General features: G+C 63.3%; 21 protein-coding genes. 18 read left to right on the top strand and 3 right to left on the bottom strand.

Annotated elements, in window-relative coordinates; all coding sequences use genetic code 11:
• Positions 1-85 precede the first annotated feature (85 nt).
• From topA to HOP59_RS17490, 5 genes are all read left to right on the top strand, one after another.
• Complete coding sequence (topA, locus tag HOP59_RS17510; RefSeq protein ID WP_234254807.1) at positions 86-2,713, top strand: type I DNA topoisomerase; 2,628 nt, start codon at positions 86-88, stop codon at positions 2,711-2,713.
• Positions 2,710-3,174, top strand: coding sequence for a DUF6586 family protein (locus HOP59_RS17505; RefSeq protein ID WP_234254806.1), 465 nt, complete (start codon positions 2,710-2,712; stop codon positions 3,172-3,174). The genes topA and HOP59_RS17505 overlap by 4 nt, the downstream gene beginning before the upstream one ends.
• A 133-nt stretch (positions 3,175-3,307) precedes the next feature.
• Positions 3,308-3,772, top strand: a complete 465-nt coding sequence (locus tag HOP59_RS17500; RefSeq protein ID WP_234254805.1) for a 2-hydroxyacyl-CoA dehydratase — start codon at positions 3,308-3,310, stop codon at positions 3,770-3,772.
• Positions 3,773-3,783: 11 nt separating this feature from the next.
• Positions 3,784-4,215 (top strand): hypothetical protein, encoded by a 432-nt coding sequence (locus HOP59_RS17495; protein WP_010629084.1) that lies wholly within the window; start codon positions 3,784-3,786, stop codon positions 4,213-4,215.
• A 179-nt stretch (positions 4,216-4,394) separates the two neighbouring features.
• Positions 4,395-5,639: a GspE/PulE family protein gene (locus HOP59_RS17490; RefSeq protein ID WP_234254804.1), complete on the top strand. Its 1,245-nt coding sequence runs from the start codon at positions 4,395-4,397 to the stop codon at positions 5,637-5,639.
• Positions 5,640-5,825: 186 nt separating this feature from the next.
• Here HOP59_RS17490 and HOP59_RS17485 read toward each other — a convergent pair whose 3' ends face one another.
• Entirely contained in the window at positions 5,826-8,240 is a 2,415-nt protein-coding gene (locus tag HOP59_RS17485) for a phosphoketolase family protein (RefSeq protein ID WP_234254803.1), read from the bottom strand.
• 172 nt (positions 8,241-8,412) lie between these two features.
• Between HOP59_RS17485 and HOP59_RS17480 the strand changes: the two genes are divergently transcribed.
• On the top strand, positions 8,413-9,027 hold the full coding sequence (locus HOP59_RS17480; protein WP_010629081.1) for a L,D-transpeptidase family protein: 615 nt from the start codon (positions 8,413-8,415) through the stop codon (positions 9,025-9,027).
• A gap of 193 nt (positions 9,028-9,220) precedes the next feature.
• Complete coding sequence (locus HOP59_RS17475; RefSeq protein WP_010629080.1) at positions 9,221-9,484, top strand: Lpp/OprI family alanine-zipper lipoprotein; 264 nt, start codon at positions 9,221-9,223, stop codon at positions 9,482-9,484.
• A 163-nt stretch (positions 9,485-9,647) separates the two neighbouring features.
• Here HOP59_RS17475 and HOP59_RS17470 read toward each other — a convergent pair whose 3' ends face one another.
• Positions 9,648-10,727 carry a L,D-transpeptidase family protein gene (locus HOP59_RS17470; protein ID WP_234254802.1) on the bottom strand — a complete coding sequence of 360 codons (1,080 nt, stop codon included), beginning with the start codon at positions 10,725-10,727 and terminating at the stop codon, positions 9,648-9,650.
• A gap of 202 nt (positions 10,728-10,929) precedes the next feature.
• Complete coding sequence (mfd, locus tag HOP59_RS17465) at positions 10,930-14,379, bottom strand: transcription-repair coupling factor (protein WP_234254801.1); 3,450 nt, start codon at positions 14,377-14,379, stop codon at positions 10,930-10,932.
• 232 nt (positions 14,380-14,611) lie between these two features.
• Between mfd and HOP59_RS17460 the strand changes: the two genes are divergently transcribed.
• The 11 genes from HOP59_RS17460 to HOP59_RS17410 all read left to right on the top strand — a co-directional run bounded on the left by HOP59_RS17460 (position 14,612) and on the right by HOP59_RS17410 (position 25,541).
• Positions 14,612-16,075 (top strand): glyceraldehyde-3-phosphate dehydrogenase, encoded by a 1,464-nt coding sequence (locus HOP59_RS17460; protein ID WP_234254800.1) that lies wholly within the window; start codon positions 14,612-14,614, stop codon positions 16,073-16,075.
• 371 nt (positions 16,076-16,446) lie between these two features.
• Positions 16,447-17,796, top strand: coding sequence for a Na(+)-translocating NADH-quinone reductase subunit A (locus HOP59_RS17455; protein WP_234254799.1), 1,350 nt, complete (start codon positions 16,447-16,449; stop codon positions 17,794-17,796).
• Positions 17,796-19,022 (top strand): NADH:ubiquinone reductase (Na(+)-transporting) subunit B, encoded by a 1,227-nt coding sequence (locus tag HOP59_RS17450; protein ID WP_010629075.1) that lies wholly within the window; start codon positions 17,796-17,798, stop codon positions 19,020-19,022. Before HOP59_RS17455 ends, HOP59_RS17450 begins: the two co-directional genes overlap by 1 nt.
• Positions 19,022-19,834: a Na(+)-translocating NADH-quinone reductase subunit C gene (locus HOP59_RS17445; RefSeq protein WP_010629074.1), complete on the top strand. Its 813-nt coding sequence runs from the start codon at positions 19,022-19,024 to the stop codon at positions 19,832-19,834. The genes HOP59_RS17450 and HOP59_RS17445 overlap by 1 nt, the downstream gene beginning before the upstream one ends.
• Positions 19,835-19,843: 9 nt before the next feature.
• Entirely contained in the window at positions 19,844-20,512 is a 669-nt protein-coding gene (locus HOP59_RS17440) for an NADH:ubiquinone reductase (Na(+)-transporting) subunit D (RefSeq protein WP_010629073.1), read from the top strand.
• A 1-nt stretch (position 20,513) separates the two neighbouring features.
• Positions 20,514-21,131, top strand: a complete 618-nt coding sequence (nqrE, locus tag HOP59_RS17435) for an NADH:ubiquinone reductase (Na(+)-transporting) subunit E (RefSeq protein WP_010629072.1) — start codon at positions 20,514-20,516, stop codon at positions 21,129-21,131.
• Positions 21,132-21,202: 71 nt separating this feature from the next.
• The gene (gene nqrF, locus HOP59_RS17430) at positions 21,203-22,435 is read left to right on the top strand and encodes an NADH:ubiquinone reductase (Na(+)-transporting) subunit F (protein ID WP_010629071.1); all 1,233 of its coding nucleotides are present in this window, start codon (positions 21,203-21,205) and stop codon (positions 22,433-22,435) included.
• Positions 22,432-23,211 carry a hypothetical protein gene (locus HOP59_RS17425; RefSeq protein ID WP_234254798.1) on the top strand — a complete coding sequence of 260 codons (780 nt, stop codon included), beginning with the start codon at positions 22,432-22,434 and terminating at the stop codon, positions 23,209-23,211. The genes nqrF and HOP59_RS17425 overlap by 4 nt, the downstream gene beginning before the upstream one ends.
• A gap of 18 nt (positions 23,212-23,229) precedes the next feature.
• Entirely contained in the window at positions 23,230-23,493 is a 264-nt protein-coding gene (gene nqrM / locus HOP59_RS17420; RefSeq protein ID WP_010629069.1) for a (Na+)-NQR maturation NqrM, read from the top strand.
• A gap of 95 nt (positions 23,494-23,588) precedes the next feature.
• Positions 23,589-24,980 (top strand): Si-specific NAD(P)(+) transhydrogenase, encoded by a 1,392-nt coding sequence (sthA, locus tag HOP59_RS17415; RefSeq protein ID WP_010629068.1) that lies wholly within the window; start codon positions 23,589-23,591, stop codon positions 24,978-24,980.
• 303 nt (positions 24,981-25,283) lie between these two features.
• A complete protein-coding gene (locus HOP59_RS17410) occupies positions 25,284-25,541 on the top strand; it encodes a hypothetical protein (RefSeq protein ID WP_010629067.1) in 258 nt (85 codons plus the stop codon).
• The last annotated feature ends 341 nt before the right edge of the window (positions 25,542-25,882 follow it).

Raw genomic sequence — 25,882 nt, 5'->3', positions numbered from 1 at the left:
CACCCCGCACGGAGCGTCCGCCGAGGACAGGCGGGCCGAAACCGTCAGGCGGGGAAGAGTCCCGCCTAGTAGAATGTGGAGCACTATGGGCAAGTCATTGGTCATCGTCGAGTCGCCGGCCAAGGCCAAGACGATCAATAAATATCTCGGCAGCGAGTTCATCGTGAAGTCGAGCGTGGGTCATATTCGCGACCTGCCGACCAGCGGCTCGGGCAAGACGGCCACCGACCCCAAGGAACGGGCACGCCAGGCGGCGGCGACGCGCAAGATGTCGCCCGAAGAGAAAGCCGAGTACAAGAAGCACAAGGCCAAGGAACAGCTCATCCGGCGCATGGGGCTCGATCCGGAGCACGGCTGGAAGGCCCACTACGAGATTCTGCCCGGCAAGGAAAAGGTGGTGGCCGAGCTGCAGAAGCTGGCCGAGAAGGCCGACGCCGTCTATCTCGCTACCGATCTCGACCGTGAGGGAGAGGCGATCGCCTGGCACCTCAAGGAGACCATCGGCGGGGACGACGAGCGCTACCGTCGCGTGGTGTTCAACGAGATCACCAAGAACGCCATCAAGGAGGCTTTCAAGGAGCCCGGCACGCTCAACCTGCCCCGTGTCGAAGCGCAGCAGGCGCGTCGATTCCTCGACCGCGTGGTGGGTTTCATGCTGTCGCCGTTGCTGTGGGCCAAGATTGCCCGTGGCCTTTCCGCCGGTCGCGTGCAGTCGGTGGCGGTGCGCTTGATCGTCGAGCGCGAACGCGAGATCCGTGCCTTCGTGCCCGAGGAGTTCTGGGACGTCCACGCCGACCTCGTCTCCAGCGAAGGTGAACCGGTACGCTTCGAGCTGGTGCGCCAGGACGGCAAGGCGTTCCGGCCCACCACAGAGGCCGAGACGCTTACGCGTATCGAGGCGTTGCGCAAGGCCTCGCTGGCCATTACCGCTCGCGAAGACAAGCCGACGCGATCCAAGCCGGGCGCTCCCTTCATCACCTCGACCCTGCAGCAGGCCGCCAGCGGCCGCCTCGGTTTCTCGGTGAAGAAGACCATGACCCTGGCCCAGCGCCTCTACGAGGCGGGCTATATTACCTACATGCGGACCGACTCCACCAATCTCTCCCAGGATGCGGTGGCCATGGTCCGCGAACACATCGAGCAAGAGTATGGCAAGCGCTACTTGCCAGAGTCGCCCAACCGTTACTCGAGCAAGGAGGGGGCACAGGAGGCCCATGAGGCGATTCGTCCCTCCGACGTCAATCGCAAGGCTGGCGACCTGGCCGGTATGGAACGCGATGCCGAGCGGCTCTATGAGCTGATCTGGCGTCAGTTCGTGGCCTGTCAGATGACCCCGGCCGAGTACCTCTCCAGTACGCTGACGGTCGAGACTGAAGGCTACGAGCTCAAGGCCAAGGGTCGGGTGCTCAAGTTCGACGGCTATACCCGGGTGATGAAGCCCATGGGCAAGAACGAGGACCAGGCCCTGCCGGACCTGGCCGAGGGTACCCCCATGCGGCTCGAGGCACTCGACCCGCAGCAGCACTTCACCAAGCCGCCGGCCCGCTACACCGAGGCTAGCCTGGTCAAGGAACTCGAGAAACGCGGTATCGGCCGTCCTTCGACCTACGCCTCGATCATCTCCACCATTCAGGATCGCGGCTACGTCAAGCTGGAGAGCCGGCGCTTCTACGCAGAGAAGCTGGGCGACATCGTCACCGAGCGCCTCAAGGAGTCCTTCCCCGACCTGATGGATTACTCCTTCACCGCGCGCATGGAGGACAGCCTCGACGAGGTGGCCGAGGGCGAGCGCAACTGGCGCGAACTGCTCGATGCCTTCTATGCCGAGTTCCGCGAGGAGCTGGAGGCCGCCGAGAGCGAGGCGGGTATGCGGCCCAATCAGCCGGTGCCCACCGATATCGATTGTCCCACTTGCGGGCGCAAGATGCAGATCCGCACGGCCTCCACCGGGGTGTTCCTGGGCTGCTCCGGCTACAATCTGCCGCCCAAGGAGCGCTGCAAGACCACCATCGATCTGCTGCCCGGCGACGAGGCAGTGCCGGCGGACGCCGGCGAAGAGGCCGAGACCCAGGCGCTGCGCGCCAAGCATCGCTGCCCCAAGTGTGGCACGGCGATGGACAGCTATCTGATCGACGAGAAACGCAAGCTGCATATCTGCGGCAACAGCCCCGACTGCGACGGCCATGAGATCGAGCACGGCAAGTTCCGCATCAAGGGCTATGAGGGCCCCACCATCGAGTGCGACAAGTGCGGCAGCGAGATGCAGCTCAAGTCCGGCCGCTTCGGCAAGTACTTCGGTTGCACCAACGAAGCGTGCAAGAACACCCGCAAGCTGTTGCGCAGCGGTGAGGTGGCGCCGCCCAAGATGGACCCCATTCCGATGCCGGAGCTGGCCTGCGAGAAGGTCGACGATCACTACGTGCTGCGCGACGGCGCCAGCGGTCTGTTCCTGGCGGCGAGCAAGTTCCCACGCAATCGCGAGACGCGCCCACCCTTGGTGCGTGAACTCAAGGCACATGCCAAGGAACTGCCCGAGAAATACCACTACCTGCTCGATGCGCCTGCCGAGGATCCGGACGGTCGCCCGGCGCAGATCCGCTACTCGCGCAAGAGCAAGGAGCAGTTCGTCATGACCGAGGATGACGGCAAGGCAACCGGCTGGCGGGCGCTCTTCGACAATGGCAAATGGCAGGTGGAGGACAAGCGCAAGTGACCCCTCGTGGCCGTACCAATCAGCTGCTGTATCAGGCCGAGCTGCTGCTCGACATCGATTCCGGCAACGACGAGCATGCCGAGGCCCGGCGCATGGCGAGCGAAGAGGCCGCGTTGGCTTTGGCCGAGCTGGCGCTGGAGTCGCTGCTGCGCGAGGTCACCGAGCACGCCCGCCTGCCGCGACACGACTGGCGCGAGCTGCTCGGGGGCGATGGGCTCGGCATTGCCGAGTTGCACCGGCTGCGTGAGTTGGCGGCCCGCCCCGACAGCTGGCTGAGCTGGCTGCTGCAGCGCATTGAGGCGCTGCACGACAGCGCTGGTGTTGCCCGGCGGGGCAGGCCGAGCGCTGCGGGCATGATCGCGGTGGGCGGCAGTGCAGCCTTGGGCGACGAGCTGCGGGCCTGCCTCGAGGAAGCCAAGCGTGAAATCCAGTCGCTGCGCGAGACCAGCCAGGAGTGGTAGCCGCCATCGCCCGGCGGCTGGTGCTCATATCGTCTTCCGTTGATGTACGTCAAGCGTGTTCACCCGGCTTTGGCTAGGATGAAAGCAAGAGAGCCGGTCGGCGTGGCTGGCGGAGGTTCGGGAGGAAATGCCCATGCGCTTTCATCAAGTCAAGGAGCTGGTCGATTGGGCCGCGGACTATCATGCCCGTCTGGCCGATCAGTATGCTCGCCTGGCAGCCTCAGGGGACGATGAGCGGGTCAAGATGGCGCTCGAATACCTGGCCCAACGCGAGCGTAAGCTGCAAGGCGATCTGCTGGGTTATCTCGATGACGGCAGCGATCACCGCAGCGTGCTGGAAGCCTGGTTCGACGATCCCAACGATTTTCCTCATGCACCGGTACTTGAACGTTTGCCGGATGGCGTCGATGGTAAGAGTGTGCAGGACGTGTTGGCCACGGCGCTGACTGCGCACCGGACGCTTCAGGATCTCTACGCCCACCGTGCCGAGCTGGCCGGCGGCAGCGGCGAGAAAGGCTTCTTCGAGGCCTTGGCCTCGGGGCATGAAGCCGAGGTGCGGCGCATCGCCCGCGACATGCAACGACTGGAAGATTACTGAGGAGGTCACCCATGTCGGAACAGCTACTCTCCCCCAAGGTGCTGGGCTACTGGACGCGCGAGCAGTTGCACGACACGCCGGATGAGTCGGGCTTCTTCTGTGTCTTCCGCGCCGCCCGCGACCCGGAAACCAATGAGATGGATGTGCAAGAGCTGCTCTATGTGGGCGAGCACCGCAGTGCCCGCTATGGTCTGGAGCATCATCCTGATCACGACAAGTGGGCGGCCTTCCTGCAGCCGGGTGAGGAGCTCTGGTATGCCGTGGGACTGGTGGGGCATCCCAATCGCGAGCGGTTGACGGCGGCGATGATCAACGCGCACAAGCCCAGGTTCAACAATGGCAGTCAGTATCGCGACCGCTTTCCCTTCGACGAGACCACGGTGCACATCTACGGCAAGAAGCACAAGCTGCAGAGCATCTTCACCGTTGAATCCCACGCCTAGAGCGCTGTCGCCGGGGCAGGTGACCTCGCAGTAGCCAAGTGAGCCCCGGCAGTCGAACTGCCGGGGCTCACTGCGTGATGAGGCCTTTTCCGTGTGGCGAACCTTACCTGAGCTAGACTTCCTGCAGCGGTCGTGCTTCGGCGCGATATGGCGCATGGACCAATCAGGGAGGAAACGCCGTGTCCGAGGAGAGCTTCCGGCATCAGCTGCTGCCTGCCTTGCTGGCGCTGCTCGAGGCAGAGCCGTTGCCGAGCGGCAATACGCTGGAGGCGCATGCGCTGCTCGATGATGCCCAGCAGGCCAGAGCCAGCGATATCCATCTGGACCCCGAGCGGCGGGGATACCGCATTCGTCTGCGCATCGATGGACGCATCGTCGAGGCACTACATGTGGATCTGACGCAGGGTGCGCGTCTGGTCAACCAGTTCAAGGTGCTTGCCAAGCTCAACCCGGTACCCTCGCTGGCCACTGCGGAGGGCAGTTTCCACTGGTTCCACGCAGAGAGCCCGGCGGAGGAGCGCTCGCTTCGCGTTACCGCCGTGCACTGTGTCGCGGGGGAGAAGCTGGCCGTACGCTTTCTGTCACCGCCACAGGCATATGAAGATACGGCCGGGCTGGGCATCGGTGAGGAAGGCGCGCTGGGCATCAGGCGCTGGATGGATGCCACGGGCAGCATGCTGCTGGTGGCCGGGCCGACCGGTGCCGGCAAGACCACCACGCTCTATACGCTGCTCGGCCAGTTGCGCCTCTCCGACAGCCATGTGGTCACGCTGGAAAATCCCGTCGAGTACGGTATCGAGGGCATCAATCAGATTCAGGTCGATCCGGATCATGGCCTCGATTTTGCCAGCGGTACCCGTTCCTTGCTGCGTCTCGACCCCGATTACGTTCTTATCGGTGAGATTCGCGATCGCGAGTCTGCCTTTGCGGCGCTGAACGTGACCAGCAGCGGACGCTCGCTGATGGGGACCCTGCACAGTCGCGATGCGGTGGGCGTGGTGACCTCCATGCGTCAGATGGGGCTCGGCGACAGTGAGATCAGCGCCAATCTTGGCCTGGTCATCGCCCAGCGCTTGGTGCGGCGGCTATGCCCGCACTGTCGGAAGCAGGTGTCACCTGAGCGTCGCGAGCGGGAGTGGTTGGCGGCGATAGGCCTGGCAGTGCCGGAGCTGACCTGGAGCGCATCGGGCTGCTCAAGCTGCGACGGCCTCGGCTATCGCGGTCGCATCGGGGTGTTCGAGATCTGGCAGCTCACCCCTGAGGATCATGCCCGAATCCTGCGCCATGCCGATGAGGCCGAGCTGCGCCGGCACTTGCTGAAGCGCGGCGTGACACTGATGCTGGCCGACGGTCTGGCCAAGGCCGAGTCGGGCATCACCAGCCTACGGGAAGTGTTTCGTATGGGGGCCTTCCTGTCGGCCTGAGGCTAGGCTCTGTACGAAAACTGTCTGCGCTCGCCCATACGGCGTTAAAAATCGGCTCAAAGTACTCATTTACACTTCGTAAACTCCGTCTTTTCGCCAATTTTTGCCTTGTCTGGCCATCGCTCGCCGACTTTTCGTACAAAGCCTAAGGCGCTGCGCTTGCCGATAAGCGCAGTGCCGAACGCTTCAGCGCAGCGCCTGGGGATCGCCTTCGCCGGCAAGTGCCAGGCGCTCCGGTTCATCGAGCAGGGCCTCGAGTTCGAGATTTGCCACTTCGCTGACGGCCTCCAACACATGGCCCCAGGTAGCGCGATTGGCATAAAGCATGCCGAAGGTATCCAGCGTGCCGCCGCGGTTGCGATAGCCAAGAAAACGTGAACCGCTGCCGGTGTCGAGCGGGCGCAGCACGCCGCACAACGGCTCGGGGCGACAGTGCGCGAGGAAGACCCTGGCATGGGTAGGCGGCACCAGTTGGCTGAGCCGGCACTGGCCGAGGGTGGCGGTCGCCTCTCGTTCGTCCCTGGCCTCGCGCAGCTTGCCGGGCTCCTGAATCACATAAAGGCTGGCCTCGACTCCCGCCAGGGTCAGCCTTGCCAGGGCACGCTGCATCTCGATCAACTGGTAGGCGCCTATCGCGAACAGCTGGACACGTGGAGCCGCCGTATCGTGCAGGCAGATTATGCCGTCCTCGTAGAGGCGCCTGGCCTGCTCTTCATCGAGCACTACCGGCACGGGGTTCTTCGCTACCACCGCTAGTGCAATGCGGCCGCGTGAGCGGTAAAGCTCTCGCAGCGCATAGGCCGCGCTTGGCGCATCGACCGGGAACAGCGTCGGCGCCACGTCGTCCATTTCACCCAGCCAGGCTTCGCACAGCGTCGGATCCTGGTGCGACTGTTCGTTCTTGCCGTTCTCCCAGGTGTGGGAGCTGGCCAGCAGCGGCACCGTCAGCCAGCCCGGCTCGAGGCCGACTTCGTGCTGATGACGGGCAAAGATGATCTCCTGGCGCATGGCACCCAGCATCTTGACGGCAAAGGCCTCGTACGATGCCACCAGGTTCAGGCCTTGCTTGTTGGCCAGTGCCGCACACACCACCGCTTCTTCGTTGAGGGCAGTGATCACCGAGCCGTCGAGGGCCTCGGCGACGCCCGGTTCCGGGTCGGTCACCCGGTGCTTTAGCAGGTCCAGGGTCTGGTCGAGCCGGTTGCTGCGCATCTCATCGGGATTTCCCACCCGCACCCGCAGCTCGGGGTTGGCCAGCACGAGGCGCTTGAAGGTTTCATCAATGGCTGCCATGGGGGAGACGGATTGGCCTGGCATGAAGGTCGGCAGCAGTGGGGCGGTGGGTAGCGGCGTCACGGCGACGGCCAGCTCGTGATTGCGCTCCTTGGGGCGTTGGCTCGTAGTGTGATCGTTGAGTGTATCGATCGCCTGGCGCAGTTCGGCTAGCGGCACGTGGAGCGCGGCAGCGCCTGCATTGAAGCGCTCGCGAGCCGAGCCATCTTCGGCCGGGCTGGCGAGCAGCGGGAGATTATGCGCTGCATTGGTGCCGGCGCCTGGAAAGCCGTAGCCCTTTACCGTTTCGGCGATGACATAGGGCAGGCGTAGGGGGTAGCGGCCGTGTCCCGCTTCCAGGGCAGCCACCTGTTCGGCCAGTTCCGTTTCGGCAGTGATGATCGCCCAGGCGAAGGCGGCGGGGTCCCGGCCATCGATGGTCAGCGGCGCGAAGCCATTGAGCATCAGATGCTCCTCGAACCAGTGGGTGCCGCCCGACTGGCTCATGGTCGTACGCTGATCGATACGGCGGCCATTGGCGATCATCACCGGCACGATCGAGCCGCTGTCCTCGGCTCGCCACCAGCGCGGTACCCAGTCGCTCCCGCGTTGCTCCTCGAAGGCGCCATCGCTGAGAAAGGCCACAAGATTCTGGTGCGCAAGAGGCATGTGCACATACTGTAGGCCCGCAAAGCCGAGATACCCGCCTTCGCTCAGGCCACCCGCCGTGTGGGCGTTGACGTGGCTGCCGAGAGGGGAGACGGGATGACCGTCGGCATCGACCCCGCAGTGGTAGAAATCGTTGACCAGCCGCGTCAGGCCCTCGTCGCTGAGCGCATAGCGAGCCGCGTGGGCAGGTCCCATATTGTTCACCAGCACGTTGAGTGCATCGATGGCGGCCACACAGTGACCTTGCCCCATCAGCCAGCTGCGGGTCAGGCAGGTCAAGCTGTTGGCAGTGAGATAGCCGACGTAGGCGGGCACCATGTTGAGGGCGCCACCGGTGTGTCCTTCCGGCCGGGGTTTGAAATCCCCTTCGACGAGCGGCTCACCATCCAGCCGTACGCGCTGCGCGTAGGTCATGTGGGCCACCAGCCACATTCCCATGTTGGCCAGCCGGTCGGCGGCTCGCAGCTTGGCCAGCCAGGTGCGTCTGAGTTCGGCGGTGGGGGCATGGCGTTCCAGCAGGCTAGCGATGGCCGCCTGAGTGGCGGGGCCATGGGAGATCATACCCACCCCCTGGGCCCAGGCGGCGAAATCGGGGCTCTGCTCGGTGGTCGCGAGCTGGGCGTGGCGGGGCGGGCGAGAGCTTCCGGGCTGAGCGGGCATGGGTGGGCTCCGTGGCTAATGACGATAAACCTGTCTGTGAGCCTAGAGGCTTGCTTGCACGAAGGCCATTGACCGGCGTCATGGATGCAATGTTCGGTTACGTTAAGTGGACTGACAGTCGAAGCGGGATACGTTATAAAACGCTAACGAACCGACCTGCCGTGAGGAGTCGATGAGATCCGTTTCCCGCCGTCGCTTTGGCCAGTTGGCCTTGCTGGCCCCCTTCGCTCTGCTGACGGGGCGCGAAGCCCATGCAAGCCTGATCGAGACCATTCTGTCGCGCGCACCCACGCCTCGCCATGACAGCGAGATATGGGTGCTGGTCGACGATAGGGAATCCTCGCTGAGCGTCTATCGGGGCAACGCCCTGCTCGAGCGCTTCGCTCCTGTCTCGCTGGGTCGCTCCGGTGCCAGCACGATGCGCACCTACGGAGGCAACGTCACGCCGAAGGGTGAATTCCGCGTCAATCGCTTTAATTGGGAAAGTCAGTGGCATATCTTCATCGGCATCGACTATCCTACGCCGTCCCATGCGCGTACTGCGTTGGAAACAGGGCTTTACACGGAGCAGGATTACGCAGATTATTTCGCCTACTATCGGCGTCACGGGTATCCGCCCCAGCAGACAGTGCTGGGGGGCTTCATCGGAATCCATGGCCTCGGTAGGGCAGACCCGGAGGTTCATGCTAGTTATCACTGGACTCAGGGGTGTGTGGCGGTAACCGACGCGGAGATCGAGAGGCTTTCCGAGCTAATCGACATTGGCACTCGCGTCGTCATCCGCTAGGCTCAAGATACGCAAGGGACGTTTCGAGCTATGGACAAGCGCCGTAGGGTATTATAAAACAGCGTTTGACTCCTGTGCTTGGCAGCAGTCGCTGCAAGAATCCTGCATTGAGCAGGAAAAGCCTGGATCACAGGCATCATCAACGCCGCTGTACTAACCTGTGCAGTACCAAGGAAGACTCAAGGAGAACATCATGACTCTGAAGACCACCCTGAAGCTGACCGCCGCTGCTGCTTCTATGGCCATCCTGGCTGGTTGTGCTACCAACGCTGCTCTGGACGAAGTTCGCCAGACTGCTGAAGCCGCTCAGGCGGACGCTGCAGAAGCTCGCAGCATCGCTACTCAGGCGCAAAACACTGCCAACCAGGCGCAGCGTGACGCCCAGGCGGCTCTGCAGATGTCCGAGCAGAACCGCGAAGAAATGAACCGTATGTTCCAGCGCTCCATGCAGAAGTAATTCTGCTGGGGCCATCATCACCCTCGGGTGATGGCGGTTCTGCAACGAGAAAACCCCGCCTCGGCGGGGTTTTCTCGTTCGTGGGCATTGGCTTCGTGAAGTGGGCATGGAGCGGATGCCGCCGACGGCGTGGTGCGCTTGCCGTCGGCAGTGGGGCGAAGGCCTAGCGGCGGTAGGCTTCCAGCTCCGTGAAGAGGCCGGAAAGCTGGCCGAGTTCGATCTCGGAGAAGATTCCGTTGTCGAGGCTGTCGTGCTGCGGGGCGGCAGGAGTCGGCTCCTCTTCGGCGACACGCAGCAGCGAGACCAGACGACCGTCGGGATTTTCCACCACGCGACGCAGTTGGGCGTAGTCTACCGGCGGGCGTTCCTCACCGAAGGCGTTGGCCAGGACTTCCATGGCGTTGATGATCGGCTCGAAGGTGCCCTGGTTCTCTTCGAGCTGCGGGAAGGACTGCGCGTAGAGCACGCCATCCGCCGACCAGGCCACCTTGAACGGCTGATCGATGATGTTCACCTGAGTGCCGCTGGGAACGCGCTCGTAGAGCGACTCGATGTCCTCCGGGTACATGCGGATACAGCCGCGGCTGGCACGCATGCCGACGCCGTCGGGCATGTTGGTGCCGTGAATCAGATAGCTCGGCAGACCCAGCAGGATGGCGTGGCGGCCCAGGGGGTTGTCGGGGCCGGGCGGTACCACGGCGGGCGGCGGCTCGCCACGTGCCGCGGCTTCCTCGCGCATGGAGCGGGGCGGCGACCAGTGCGGGTCCTTGACCTTGACGGTGGTGCGGGTTACACCCACCGGTGTGGCAAAGCCGTCGCGGCCGATGCTGATCGGGTAGGTTTCGACGATGCCGGGGCGCGAGTAGTAGTACAGGCGCAGTTCGGAGAGATTGACCACGATACCTTCGCGCGGAGCATCCGGCAGGATGTGCTGGGCTGGGATCACCACCTCGGTGCCGGCCTGGGGAGCCCAGATGCTGACGTCGGGATTCGCCATGCGCATCTCTTCGTAGCCGGCGTTGTGGCGGCGGCCTATGTCGAGCAGGGTTTCACCCTCTTCGACGACGACGGTATAGGCTTCGCCGATCACGTTACCCGCTTCGGGCAGGTGAAAATGGCCGCGGGGCAACTCTCGGGTGCCGTTCGAACTCTCGTCGGCAACCGTTGCCGTTGCCAACAGGGCGGCAAGACTGAACAGGGCAACGCCAAGGCCGATACGCCTGGCCAGTGTCGGGTTCTTCATTTACGTCATGTTCTCGTCATAAAGTCGCCAACGCGTGGCATGTCTCCAGACATGCCACGTCATTCGGCAACGGTCACGCGCCTTTCGGTTCTTGGCGCCGGGTTCGTGTCAAGGCTGCGATTGGACACCTACGCATAGTATAGCGTTCCCGCGCGATGCGGGAGTCCTGGCGTGCTTCTTGCGTGGACCCTGGCGTTGCCGCTCAAGCGGCCTGGGCCTTGCGGTTGAGTACGTCGAGCAGCTGCTCCACGGTCTGGAAGCGCCCTTCCTCCTTGTCCATGGTCGCTTCGAAGCGCAAGGTGTCGGCGCCGTCGAGCCGATAGCGCTGCGGCTCGGCCTGAATGAGCTTGACCAGTACCAGCGGATCGACCCGGGTCTGGCCGCCGAAGATCATCCTTCCGCGTTCGGTGCCGGCCTCGAGACGCACGATGCCCAGCCGTTCGGCGCGCTGACGCAGTCGGGTCTGGCGCATCAGGGTCTTGACCGGCGCTGGCAGCAGGCCGAAGCGGTCGATCATCTCCACCTGCAGCTCCTTCAGCTCGGCCTCGTCGGCGGCGCTCGCGATGCGCTTGTACATCACCAGGCGCTGCTGCACGTCGGGCAGATAGTCGTCGGGAATCAGCGCCGGCAGGTTGAGGCTGACCTCGACCCCTTCGTTCAGCGGGGTTTCGATGTTGGGCGTCTTACCGGCGCGAATGGCAGCCACGGCGCGATCCAGCATCTCCATGTAGAGCGTGTAGCCGATGGCCTCCATCTGGCCGCTCTGCTCCTCGCCGAGCAGCTCCCCGGCGCCGCGGATCTCCATGTCGTGGCTGGCCAGGGTGAAGCCGGCGCCGAGGTCGTCGGCGGCAGCGATGGCCTCAAGGCGCTTGACGGCGTCCTTGGTCATGGCGCGGGGCGGCGGAGCGAGCAAGTAGGCATAGGCCTGATGGTGGCTTCGCCCGACGCGACCGCGCAGTTGGTGCAACTGCGCCAGGCCGAACTTGTCGGCGCGTTCGATGACGATGGTGTTGGCACTAGGCACGTCGATGCCGGTCTCGATGATGGTGGAGCACACCAGCACGTTGTAGCGCTTGTGGTAGAAGTCCGACATGACGCGCTCCAGGGCGCGTTCGGGGAGCTGGCCGTGGGCCACCGCGACACGCGCTTCCGGCACCAGCGAGCGGATCGTCTCGGCGGCGGTCTCGATGGTCTTGACCTCGTTGTGCAGGTAGTAGACCTGGCCGCCGCGCAAGATCTCGCGCAGCATCGCCTCCTTGATGATCGACTCGTCGCGCTGCTGGACGAAGGTCTTCACCGACAGGCGGCGGGCCGGCGGCGTGGCGATGATCGACAGGTCGCGGATGCCGCTCATGGCCATATTGAGCGTGCGCGGTATCGGGGTGGCGGTGAGCGTGAGGATGTCGACCTCGGCACGCAGCTCCTTGAGTCGCTCCTTCTGGGCGACGCCGAAGCGGTGCTCCTCGTCGATGATCAGCAGGCCCATGTTGGGCAGCTTCATCGACTTCGACAGCAGCTTGTGGGTGCCGATCACGATGTCGGCCTTGCCGCTCTCGATGCGCGCGAGTGACTCAGCCTGGCCCTTGCCGGCGGTGAAGCGAGAGATCAGCTCGATCTGCACCGCGGTATCGGCGAAACGGTCGCGGAAGTTCTCGAAGTGCTGGCGGGCCAGCAGGGTAGTGGGCACCAGGACCACCACCTGACGCCCCGAATGCACGGCGAGGAAGGCCGCGCGCATGGCGACCTCGGTCTTGCCGAAGCCGACGTCGCCGCACACCACGCGATCCATCGGGCGAGGGGCGGTCATGTCGCCGATCACGGCGGCGATGGCGGCGCGCTGATCGGGGGTCTCCTCGAACGGGAAGGTGGCGGAGAAGCGGGCATACTCCTCGTCGGGCAGGGCGCAGGCGAAGCCTTCCCGGGCCTCGCGGCGGGCGTAGACGTCGAGCAGCTCGGCGGCGGTGTCGCGAATCTTCTCCGCGGCCTTGCGTCGCGCCTTGTCCCACTGTTCGGAGCCCAGTCGGTGCAGCGGGGCGAGTTCGTCGTCGGCACCGGCGTAGCGCGAGATCAGATGCAAGTTGTCCACCGGCACGTAGAGCTTGGCGCCGTCGGCGTACTCGAGCGCCACGAACTCTGCCGCCTGACCGCCGGCCTCGATCAGTTCCAGGCCGCGGTAGCGGCCCACGCCGTGGGTCTGATGTACCACCGGGGCGCCGGGGCGCAGCTCGGCAAGGTGGCGAATGGCCAGTTCGCCCATGTCGGTGGCCTTCTCGCGGCGGCGGCTCTGACGCACCACGTCGCCGAACAGCTCCGTCTCGCTGATCACGGCGAGATCGGGCTGCTCCAGCCACAGCCCGGCGCTGAGCTCGCCTTCGGTGACGGCCAGTCGTGCCGTGCTGGCTTGAAAGGCATTGAAGCCGGCGACATGGGGCAACGTCAGCTGCAGCGGGGCGAGCGTCTCTTCCAGAGCCTCGCGGCGGCCGCGCGACTCGGCGACGAACAGCACCCGGGTGTCGCCATGCTCGGCGAGAAAGTGCTCGAGCGCCGCCAGTGGCTTCCTGGCGCGGGCGTTGACCGCCACTTGCGGTAGTGCCTGCACGGCACCTGGGTGGGCATGTCGCTGTTCTGGGTCGTCACTCAGCTCGACGCGCGGGTGGCGTTTGATGGCGGCGAAAATCTCCGCGACCGGAACGAAGGCGCGGTGGGGCGGCAGTAGCGGCCGGGTCGGGTCGACGCCGAGGTTCTCATAGCGGCTCTCGATGGCGGCCCAGTGATGCTCGGCGGCGCTGAAGACGTCGGGCAGCAGAGCCACTCGGGTACCCTCGGCCAGGTGCTCGAACAGGGTCGCCGTCTCTTCGAAGAACAGCGGCAGGTACTGCTCCAGCCCGGGTGAGGGGATGCCCTTCAGGGCGTCAACATAGAGCGGACATTGGCGCGGGTCGACGTCGAACAGTGTCTCGAAGCCTTCGCGGAAGCAGGCGATGGCGCTGCGCGACAGGGAATACTCATGAGCGGGCAGCAGTTCGACCCGCTCGACCTTGTCCTGGCTGCGCTGGGTGTCGGGATCGAAGCGGCGCAAGGTGTCGATCTCGTCGTCGAACAGGTCGATGCGCAGCGGGCTCTCGCTGCCCATGGGGTAGAGGTCGATCAAGGCGCCGCGCAGGGCGTACTCGCCGGGTTCGTAGACCGTCTCCACGGACCGGTAGCCGGCCCGTGACAGGCTGTCGCGAAAGCCTTCGCGATCGAGCCGCATGCCCACCTCGAGGGTGAGCACCCGGCCGGCGATGTAGTCCACCGGCGGCAGGCGCTGCATGAGCGTGTTGATCGGTACCAGCACGATGCCGTGCTCGCCGTCCTGCAGCCGTCGAAGCGTGCGCAGGCGTTCCGAGACGATGTCCTGGTGCGGCGAGAAGCTGTCATAGGGCAGCGTTTCCCAGTCGGGGAAGGGCAGCACCGGTACGTTGGCGTAGAAGCGCAGGTCGTCCTCGAGCCGCTGGGCGCTGGCGGTATCCGGGGTGATGACCAGCAGCGGCTCATCGTCGGCCAGATGAGCCAGCGCCAGCGCAGCCGCGCTGCCGGGCGGCGTTTGCCAGTAGAGGGTTTCGCGGATCCCGGCGGGGCGGGGCGGGTCGAGCAGCGAGAATTTGGGCATGATGGCGTCGAGACGTATCGTCGTTCGTGTGTGCGGCCTTTGCGGCATTCGCCATGCCGAATGGAACGGCGGCCTGTGGTCGGTGTTGGATCATACCAGCCCGATGCGGCGCTTGTAGTCAACCTGTGTTTTCTGTAATACCCCTACAGCACCTGCGACCATCCTGCGATTGCCCCCCACGAGCCCGGACGGGATAATGAACAGGAATTCCCGATTACCAGAGAGGCTTCACGTGAGTCAGCAACCCCTCGAGACCGTCTTCCAGGAATGGCACGACAATCAGGCGCTTGCCGAGCAGATGATCCCCCTGATCGGCAGTCTGTATCGTCACAACAACGTGGTCACCACCCTTTACGGGCGCTCGCTGTTCAATCGCTCGGTGATCCGTATCCTGAAGGACCATCGTTTCGTCAGGAAGGTTGAGGGCACCGAACTCTCGGTGCAGGATACCCTGCCGCTCGTCCAGGCCATGACCGAGCTCAACCTGGGTCCGGCTCACGTCGACGTGGGCAAGCTGGGTGTGGCCTTCAAGAAGCGTGGCGGCGGTGACGCCAAGGCCTTCCTGCGTGAAGAGCTCGCCGAGATCGTCGATGGCCACGACTCCAGCGGCAACAACGGTCAGTCCAAGGACGTGGTGCTCTACGGCTTCGGCCGTATCGGTCGCCTGCTGGCGCGGGTGCTGGTGGAAAAGGCCGGCGGTGGCAACCTGCTGCGCCTGCGCGCCATCGTCGTGCGCGGCCGTGGCGACATCGCCAAGGACCTCGAGAAGCGTGCCAGCCTGCTGCGCCGCGACTCCGTCCACGGGCCCTTCGACGGTACCATCAGCGTCGACTACGAGGCGCGTACCATCACCGCCAACGGCAACGTCATCCAGGTGATATACGCCGACAAGCCGAGCGACATCGACTATACCGCCTATGGCATCGACAACGCCGTGGTGGTCGACAACACCGGCATCTGGCGCGACGAGGCAGGCCTGGGCCAGCACCTAGAGTGCAAGGGCGTGTCCAAGGCGCTGCTCACCGCGCCGGGCAAGGGCGACATCAAGAACATCGTGTTCGGCATCAACCACGGCGACATTGCCGCGGACGACACCATTCTCTCGGCGGCTTCGTGTACCACCAACGCCATCGTGCCGGTGCTCAAGGTGCTCAACGACGAGTACGGCATCGAGACCGGCCACGTCGAGACGGTGCATGCCTACACCAACGACCAGAACCTGATCGACAACTACCACAAGGGCGATCGCCGCGGTCGCAGCGCGCCGCTCAACATGGTGCTGACCGAGACCGGTGCTGCCAAGGCGGTGGCCAAGGCGCTGCCCGAACTGGGCGGCAAGCTGACCGGCAACGCGATTCGGGTGCCGATCCCCAACGTCTCCATGGCCATCCTCAACCTGACCCTGGGCCGCGAGACCGATGCCGAGGCGCTCAACGACTACCTGCGCCGCATGTCGATCGACTCCTCCTACCAGAAGCAGATCGACTACGTCGACTCGCCCGAGGTGGTGTCGTCCGATTTCGTCGGCAACCGCCATGCCGGTATCGTCGACGCCAAGGCGACCATCGCCAACGGCAGGCAGGCGGTGCTGTATGTCTGGTACGACAACGAGTTCGGCTACAGCTGCCAGGTGGTGCGTATCCTGCAGCACATCTCCAACGTGCATTTCCTCAAGCTGCCCCGCGCTCAGGCTTGAGTCAGGCGACACAGCCGAATTCCCGACCCGATGGGTCGGGAATTTCTGACCTGAGTCACCTTCATTTCACGTCGGCCGGTACCGCCCAGGTGCCGGCCGTCGCCTTCGAGGCTGCTTGAACTTCATGAAACGAGCGCCTTTCAACGCCTTTTGAACCCTTCTCGAGGCAGGCGCCGAGCGGCTTCGTTACCCCTTTTGCGACCTTAGGTCGTGTGGCCTTTGGTCGCGCTTGTCTTTATAATGCTGGGGATTTTTTCGGGGTGGTCCGAAATGCCTTCGGGCCTGACTGGTAACGTACTGAACTCAACAAGAATTCGAATCCATTCGAACCCCTTTCCTTCGCATTTCCGATCCATCAACTGGGCGAGACTATGATCGAAGTCAAGAAAGGCCTGGATCTCCCCATCATGGGGACGCCCGAGCCGCGCATCGAGGATGCGCGAGCCGTGCGTCACGTGGCTATCCTGGGCACCGACTACGTCGGCATGAAGCCGACCATGGAGGTCCGGGAAGGGGACAAGGTGAAACTGGGCCAACTCCTCTTCACCGACAAGAAGAACGAAGGCGTACGCTTCACGGCCCCGGCGGCCGGTGAGGTCATTGCCATCAACCGCGGCGAGAAGCGCAAGCTGCTTTCCGTGGTGATCAAGATCGACGAGAACGAAGAAGCTGTCGAGTTCACGGCTCATGGCCGCAACGGGCTCGAGAGCCTGGATCGCCAGGTCGTGGTCGATCAACTGGTCGAGTCGGGGCTGTGGACCGCGCTGCGTACGCGTCCCTTCTCGCGCACACCGGCCATCGACGGCGTGCCGGCCGACATCTTCGTCACCGCGGTCGATACGCATCCGCTGAGCCCGAATCCCGCCGATATCATCAACGAACAGCCCGAGGCGTTCGAGGATGGTCTCAAGGTGCTGGCGCGGCTGACCAATGGCAAGGTGTACCTGTGCACCGCGCCCAATGCGCCGATTCCCGGTGGCGACGTCAAGGGCGTGCAGGTCGAGACCTTTGCCGGTCCTCATCCGGCGGGCCTGGTCGGGACCCACATTCACTACCTGTCGCCGGTCGCGCTGCACAAGAAGGTGTGGCACATCGGTTACCAGGACGTGATCGCCTTCGGCAAGCTGTTCGCGGAAGGACGGATCGAAACCAGCCGCGTGGTGGCAGTGGGCGGCCCGCGGGCCGAGAAGCCGCGACTGCTGCGTACGCGAATCGGTGCCAGCACCGAGGAACTGTTGGCCGGTGAAATCCTCCAACCCGAGAGTACGCGGGTGATCTCCGGTTCGGTGTTCTCCGGATTCACAGCGGAAGGCGGGTTGCGCTACCTGGGCCGCTTCCACAACCAGGTGACCCTGCTCGAAGAGGGCAACAAGCGCGCCTTCATGGGCTGGCTCTCGCCGGGCGTCAATCGCCACTCGGTGCTGGGCATCTACCTGTCGAAGTTCAAGGGACTCTCCAACTACGCGCCCAATACCTCCACCAACGGCTCCGAGCGGGCCATGGTGCCGGTTGGCGTCTACGAGGAGGTGATGCCGTTGGATATTCTGCCGACCCAGCTGCTGCGCTCGCTGATCGTCGGTGACATCGAGGTGGCCATGCAGCTCGGATGCTTGGAGCTGGATGAAGAGGACCTGGCGCTGTGCACCTACGTGTGCCCGGGCAAGTATGAATACGGTCCCATCCTGCGTGACAACCTCACCATGATCGAGAAAGAGGCCTGATGATGGGTATCCGACAGACGCTCGACAATCTCGAACCGCATTTCCACAAGGGTGGCAAGTACGAGAAGTGGTATCCGCTCTACGAAGCAGTGGACACCATCTTCTATGCTCCGCCAAGCGTGACCAAGACCACGGCCCACGTGCGTGACGGCGTCGACCTGAAACGCATCATGATCACCGTGTGGCTGTGTACCTTCCCGGCCATGTTCTTCGGCATGTGGAATGCCGGCTGGATGGCCAACGTGGCGATCGCCGACGGCTACGCCTCCATGGGCGGCTGGCGTGAAGCGATTCTCATGACCCTGGCCGGTGGCCACAATCCGGACAGCCTGTGGGCCAACTTCGTGCTCGGTGCGACCTACTTCCTGCCCATCTACCTGGTGACCTTCGCGGTCGGCGGGTTCTGGGAAGTGGTCTTCGCCGTCAAGCGTGGTCACGAGGTCAACGAAGGCTTCTTCGTCACTTCGGTTCTCTACGCCCTGATTCTGCCGGCCACCATCCCGCTGTGGCAGGTGGCGCTCGGCATCACCTTCGGTGTAGTGATCGGCAAGGAGATCTTCGGCGGTACCGGAAAGAACTTCCTCAACCCGGCGCTGACCGGCCGTGCCTTCCTCTACTTCGCCTATCCGGCGCAGATCTCGGGCGATGCCGTGTGGGTGGCCGCCGATGGCTTCACCGGTGCGACTCCGCTGTCCATTGCCTTCCAGGAGAGCATGGCCGACCTGACCAGCCAGTACAGCTGGTGGGATGCCTTTATCGGCTTCGTGCCCGGCTCGGTGGGTGAGGTATCGACGCTGGCGATATTCCTTGGGGCCGCGGTATTGCTATGGACCAAGATCGCCTCGTGGCGAATCATGCTCGGGGTGTTCCTCGGCATGGTCGCAACCAGTGCGCTCTTCAACCTGATTGGTTCCGACACCAACCCGATGTTCGCCATGCCTTGGTACTGGCACCTGGTGATCGGCGGATTCGCCTTCGGCATGGTGTTCATGGCCACCGATCCGGTATCGGCTTCCATGACCAACCAGGGACGACTGATCTTCGGCGCTCTGATCGGCGTGATGACGGTGCTCATCCGCGTGGTGAACCCGGCATTCCCCGAGGGAATCATGCTGGCGATTCTGTTCGCCAACCTGTTTGCGCCGCTGATCGACCACTTCTTTGTTCAGGCCAACATCAAGCGCCGCATGCAGCGCACCGGTGTGCCGGCCGAGGAGACTGCCTGATGGCCCAGAGCAACAACTCCATCAAGAAGATTCTGACGGTGGCGTTCGCACTCTGTATCGTGTGCTCCGTCATCGTCTCCACCGCCGCGGTGGCGCTGCGCCCCATGCAGCAGCTCAACGTGGAACTCGACCGCAAGACCAACATCCTGCGCGTGGCCAATCTCCACGAGCCGGGCATCGACGTGGAAGCGGCCTTTGCCGAGATCACGCCGCGTGTGGTGGACATGCGTACCGGTGAGTACACCGACGAGTTCGATGCGGAGACCTTCGACCACTTCCAGGCGGCTCGCGATCCGGCTACCGGTCGTACTCTGTCGGGCGATCGCGATATCGCCGGGCTGACCCGCGTCGAGAACTTCGCTACCGTCTATCTGGTGGGTGACCCCGAGAACCCCGATCAGATCATCCTGCCGATTCGCGGCCAGGGCCTGTGGGGGCTGATGCGCGGTTACATGTCCATCGAGGGCGACGGTAACACCATCGTTGGTATCACCTATTACGAGCACAGCGAAACGCCCGGACTCGGCGCCGAAGTCAACAACCCGCGCTGGCAGGCACAGTGGGAAGGCAAGCGTATCTTCGCCGACGAAGAGAGCGTGACCCCGGCCATTCGCGTGGCGCGGGGCAGCGGCACTGGCGATCACCAGGTGGACGGTCTGTCAGGTGCTACCCTGACCGCCAATGGTGTGACCAATATGCTGCAGTTCTGGCTGAGCCCGGAAGGCTTCGGTGAGTATCTGGCAAGATTCCGTACCGGAGTCGAGCCGGAGGAAGCTCAGGAAGCCGATGTCGAACTCGAAGCTGAAGCTTAAGGAGCGATCATGTCAGCCGTTACTCCCAAGAGCGTTCTCACGACGCCGCTGACGAGGAACAACCCCATCGCCCTGCAGGTGCTTGGCATCTGTTCGGCTCTGGCCGTGACCACCAGCATGAGCGTGTCGCTGGTCATGACCCTGGCGGTAATCTTCGTCTGTGCGTTCTCGAACCTGTTCGTCTCGCTGATTCGTCAGCACATTCCGTCGTCCATTCGCATCATCGTGCAGATGACCATCATCGCTTCGTTGGTCATCGTGGTGGATCAGGTGCTCAAGGCCTTCGCCTACGAGATGTCCAAGCAGCTGTCGGTGTTCGTCGGCCTGATCATCACCAACTGTATCGTGATGGGGCGCGCCGAAGGCTTTGCCATGCAGAACACGCCGGGACTGTCGTTCCTGGACGGCATCGGCAACGGTCTGGGCTATGGCCTGATCCTGATGCTGGTCGGCTTCGTCCGTGAGCTGTTCGGCTCCGGCAGCGTGTTCGGCTTCACCGTGCTCGAGACGGTGCAGAACGGTGGCTGGTACGTGCCCAACGGTCTGCTGCTGCTGCCGCCGTCGGCGTTCTTCATCATCGGTCTGCTGATCTGGGCGATTCGCGGCATGCACCCGGAACAGGTCGAGGCCAACGAGTTCAAGATGAAGCACAACACCGAGCCGAAGGAGGCTGTGTAACATGGAGCACTATATTAGCCTTTTCGTCGCCTCGGTCTTCGTCGAGAACCTGGCCCTGGCGTTCTTCCTCGGTATGTGTACCTTCCTGGCCGTGTCCAAGAAGGTCTCGGCGGCCTTCGGTCTGGGCATCGCGGTCATCGTGGTACTGACCATCTCGGTGCCGGTCAACAACGTGATCTACAACGCGTTGCTGGCCGAAGGCGCATTGACCTGGACCGGCATCGCCGGAGCCGAGAACATCGACCTGTCGTTCCTGGGTCTGCTTTCCTACATCGGCGTCATCGCCGCACTGGTGCAGATCCTCGAGATGTTCCTCGACAAGTACGTACCGGTGCTCTACAACGCGCTGGGTGTGTTCCTGCCGCTGATCACCGTGAACTGCGCCATCCTCGGTGGCGTGCTGTTCATGGTCGAGCGTAACTACGGCTTCGGCGAGTCCGTGGTCTACGGCCTCGGCTCTGGTGTGGGCTGGGCGCTGGCGATTACCGCCCTGGCAGGTTTGCGCGAGAAGCTCAAGTACAGCGATGTGCCGGGTGGCCTGCAGGGCCTTGGCATCACCTTCATCACCGTGGGTCTGATGTCGCTGGGCTTCATGTCCTTCTCCGGCATTCAGCTCTGAGCCAGGGTGCGTCTCCGGCGATGCCAGGCATCGCCGGAGTGCAGGTTACTCACAGCAAATAGGAAACCGACATGGTTGGAACAACTGTCATCTTGCTCGGTGTGTTCATGTTCACCGCGGTCGTCATCGGCCTTGTCCTGGTGATCCTGGCCGCCCGCAGCAAGCTCGTGAGCACCGGGGACGTGACCATCGAGGTCAACGGCGACCCCGAGCACACCATCACTACCCAGGCCGGTGGCAAACTGCTCAACACGCTGGCGGCCAACGGTATCTTCCTTTCCTCTGCCTGCGGCGGCGGCGGCTCCTGTGCCCAGTGCAAGTGCCGCGTGGAGGAGGGTGGCGGCGCCATCCTGCCCACCGAGGAATCCCACTTCACCATGCGTGAGAAGAAGGACGGCTGGCGGCTCTCCTGCCAGGTGCCGGTGAAGCAGGACATGAAGGTCGAGGTTCCCGAAGAGGTCTTCGGCGTCAAGAAGTGGGAGTGTGAGGTCATCTCCAATCCCAACGTGGCGACCTTCATCAAGGAACTCAACCTCAAGCTGCCCGAAGGCGAGAACGTCGACTTCCGTGCCGGCGGCTACGTTCAGCTGGTGGCGCCGCCCTACGACATCAAGTTCTCCGACTTCGATATCGAGGAAGATTATCGCGGCGACTGGGATAAGTTCGATCTGTTCAAGATCTCCCACAAGAACAACGAGGAAGTCATCCGCGCCTACTCCATGGCGAACTACCCGGAAGAGAAGGGCATCCTCAAGTTCAACATCCGTATCGCCACGCCGCCTCCCGGCACCAGCCATCCGCCGGGTCTGATGTCGACCTACGTCTTCAATCTGAAGCCGGGCGACAAGGTCACCGTGATGGGGCCCTTCGGTGAGTTCTTCGCCAAGGATACCGACGCCGAGATGGTGTTCGTCGGTGGCGGTGCGGGCATGGCCCCGATGCGTAGCCACATCTTCGACCAGCTCAAGCGCCTGAGTTCCAAGCGCAAGATTTCGTTCTGGTACGGTGCGCGCTCCTGGCGCGAGACCTTCTACAACGATGAGTACGATCAGCTGGCCGAGGAGTTCCCGAACTTCGAGTGGCATCTGGCGCTGTCGGATCCGCTGCCCGAGGACAACTGGACCGGCCCCACCGGGTTCATCCACAACGTGCTGTACGAGAACTACCTCAAGGACCATCCGGCCCCCGAGGATTGTGAGTACTACATGTGTGGGCCGCCCATGATGAACGCATCGGTGATCAAGATGCTGCTCGATCTGGGTGTGGAACCCGAAAACATCCTGCTGGACGACTTTGGCGGATGATGCAGCTCGCCCACGGGCGACTCTCCGGGCTGGCCCTTTACGGGCCGGCCCTGTTCTTTCTCATGCTGTCATCCTTTCTGCTCAGTGCCTGCCGCCAGCAGCTCGACGAGCAACTCTATCAGGGTACGGCGCTGGGAACGGGCTACCATATCACCCTCTATGCCGACCTCGGAGCGGGCCATGCCGCCGAGCTCGAAGCCGGCATACAAGGTGAATTGGCAAACCTCGAAGCGCAACGTGAGGTACTGATCAGGGCCAGCGTTTCCGCGTTCTCGCCGCTCTGGGTGGCGCCTTCAGCGGCACTGCAACATGAGGTGGATCGACGTTTCCAAGCGTTGGCTGTCGACCGTCTGACGCTATGGCTGGGCCACCATGCCGTTGCCCCCGTCGCCGTGCTGGTCGAGGTGGGTGGGGTCATGCGGAGCTCAGGTACGCCGCCTGGCGGCGCCTGGCGTCTTTCGCTCGAACAGCCTGGCCTGCCAGTGCCCGAAGGAGCGCGCCATGTCCGCCTGCAGGACGCCGCGCTGGTGCATCGGTTCGTGCAGCAGGAGGCCGCAGCCCCCCTCGTTACACCGGCGACGCCGCTTTCCGTCAGCGTCATCGCAGCGGATGCCGGCACGGCCATGCGAGAAGCCAGTCTGCTGATCCACGCCGGGCCCGAGGAGGCCATACGGCTGGCCGATGAGCTGGATAGCGCGGCCAAGGTTGTTGTCAAGAGACCACAGGGCATTGAAATCCATCACACAGCGGCACTCGAGCCTTGGCTCGTTCGTTAGCCGCCAGGAGCTTCATCAATGAGTACTTTTCTCGTCGTTCTGGGCTTCATGCTGTTGATCATGGCCGCCATGGCGATTGGAGTGATCCTGGGGCGCAAGCCCATCGCCGGCTCCTGCGGCGGCCTCAACCAGCTCGGTCTCAAGGAGGGATGTGACATCTGCGGAGGCAAGGATGAAGTCTGCGAGGAGGAGAATCGCAAGCGCAAGGGGCTGGCGAGCGAGCGCCGCAGAAGCGATGAGAGTCGTGGCGCCGACCTTGGCTACGATGCCACTCGCCGTTGAGCCGCTACGTGCTGCTGAGCCGTATGCCGTTGGGTCATGGCGACAAGTGAACGCCGGCACCTGACATCAACAAGGGAAAGGAGACGCAAGAGCCCATGGCAGTCCATAACTACGACGTGGTGGTGATCGGTACCGGACCGGCCGGCGAGAGTGCCGCCATCAATGCAGCCAAGCACGGCAAGCGGGTCGCGGTCGTGGAGAAGCAGCCCGTTCTCGGGGGCAACTGCACCCATTGGGGCACGATACCCTCCAAGGCGCTTCGCCATCAGGTCAAGCAGATCATGCAGTTCAACACCAACCGCATGTTCCGCGATATCGGCGAGCCACGCTGGTTCTCCTTTCCCAGGGTCATGGAACGCTCGCGTATGACCATCGACCAGCAGGTCGAGATGCGCACCAAGTTCTATGCCCGCAACCGCATTGACCTATACAGCGGTGTGGCGCGCTTCAAGGATGAGCACACCCTGCTCGTTCGCGACCGCCAGGAGGCGCTGGAAGAACTGGTGGCGCAGAAGATCATCATCGCCACGGGGTCGCGCCCCTATCGTCCGGCCGACATCAATTTCCGCCATCCACGTATCTACGATTCCGACACCATTCTCAGCCTCTCGCATACGCCGCGTACGCTGGTGATCTTCGGCGCCGGTGTGATCGGCTGCGAGTATGCCTCCATCTTCTCGGGGCTGGGCGTCAAGGTCGACCTGATCAACAACCGCGACCGGCTGCTCTCCTTCCTCGACGATGAAATTTCCGATGCGCTTTCCTACCATCTGCGCAAGCATGGTGTGCTCATCCGCCACAACGAAGAGTACGAGCGTGTCGAAGGGGACGACTCCGGCGTCGTGGTCTATTTGAAATCGGGCAAGAAGCTGCGCGCCGATGCCTTCCTGTGGGCCAACGGCCGTACCGGCAATACCGACGAGCTGGGTCTCGAGAACATCGGCCTCGAGGCCAACGGGCGCGGTCAGCTGCAGGTCGATGATCATTACCGCACCGCCATTCCGCACATCTATGCCGCCGGTGACGTGATCGGCTGGCCCAGCCTGGCCAGTGCCGCCTACGATCAGGGGCTCAACGCCTGCGACGAGCTGCTCGAACGAGACTATCGCTTCGTCAATGAGGTGCCGACCGGTATCTATACCATCCCCGAGATCAGCTCCTTCGGTCGAACCGAGCGCGAGTTGACCGAGGCCAAGGTACCCTATGAGGTTGCCCAGGCCTTCTTCAAGGATACTGCACGTGCCCAGATCACCGGTGACACGGTAGGGATGCTGAAGATACTCTTCCATCAGGACACGCTGGAGATCTACGGCATCCACTGCTTTGGTGACCAGGCTTCCGAGATCGTGCATATCGGTCAGGCCGTGATGCAGCAGAAGGGCGAGGCCAACACCCTGAAGTACTTCGTCAACACCACGTTCAACTACCCGACCATGGCGGAAGCGTACCGGGTCGCGGCACAGAACGGGCTCAATCGGGTTTTTTAGCCACGCTCGACCTATATAGCTGATCTTTAAGAAGAACGCCGACCTAAGGTCGGCGTTTTTTGTGGTGCGCCAGGCATGGCGCGCAGCGCCTGACTGGCGCTGTTCCCGAGGGTGGTTCCTCAGGATGACTTGGGGGTGAAAGTCCCCTGCACGCCCGGCAAGGGGAAGTGCTAGCCGACGGCAACTGACGCTGATACCGTCACCCACCCAGAGGGACAGGGGCGGAACCCCGAGTCCCGGCCGGCGGGCGTCGAGACGGTCCCGGCGTCGTCATCGTGGACGAAAGCGGAACCCGCCCCGCTCATGGAGGCCGTGGTAGAGAAGGCCAACATGGCGCGGGCTTACCGTAGGGTGGTCGCCAACAAAGGCGCGCCGGGTGCCGATGGCATGACGGTGGACCAGTTGGCCGACCACCTGAAGCAACACTGGCCGACACTGCGCGAGCGGCTGCTGGCCGGTGAGTACCACCCCAGCCCGATCCGAGCCGTCGCGATTCCCAAGGAGGGCGCCGGGGGTGACCCCGGCCCCTACCCGATCGTCAGGACGCCGCGAAGCGTCTGATTGGCGCTGTCCCCGAGGGTGGTTCCTCAGGATAGCGTGAGCGCGCACTTGAATTCCCAAGGTGTGCTTAGTAAGTGAAACAGCGAAACAAGAGTCTAAACACAAGCACTAGAAATTTAACCCTGAGGTTCACCTGAGATGATGCTCGAATACTTTGCATGACTAGAAAACCGGATGCTCAGTTGCGCGTGGTATTTCCAATGTCATTACACCTCCCTGAAGAAAAATGTAGACAAAGAGTAATCAGTGCTTTACTGGATAGTGTTTTGTGCTGGCCTGAAAGAGTTGTTGGCAAAAACTAATACTGTATGTCTGCTCGATTCTAATGCTCGAGTGTTAGT

The sequence above is a fragment of the Billgrantia aerodenitrificans genome, assembly GCF_021404405.1.
GTDB lineage: Bacteria > Pseudomonadota > Gammaproteobacteria > Pseudomonadales > Halomonadaceae > Halomonas > Halomonas aerodenitrificans.
Note: the sequence above shows the minus strand (reverse complement) of the source record. Positions and strands in the feature narration are given on the sequence as shown.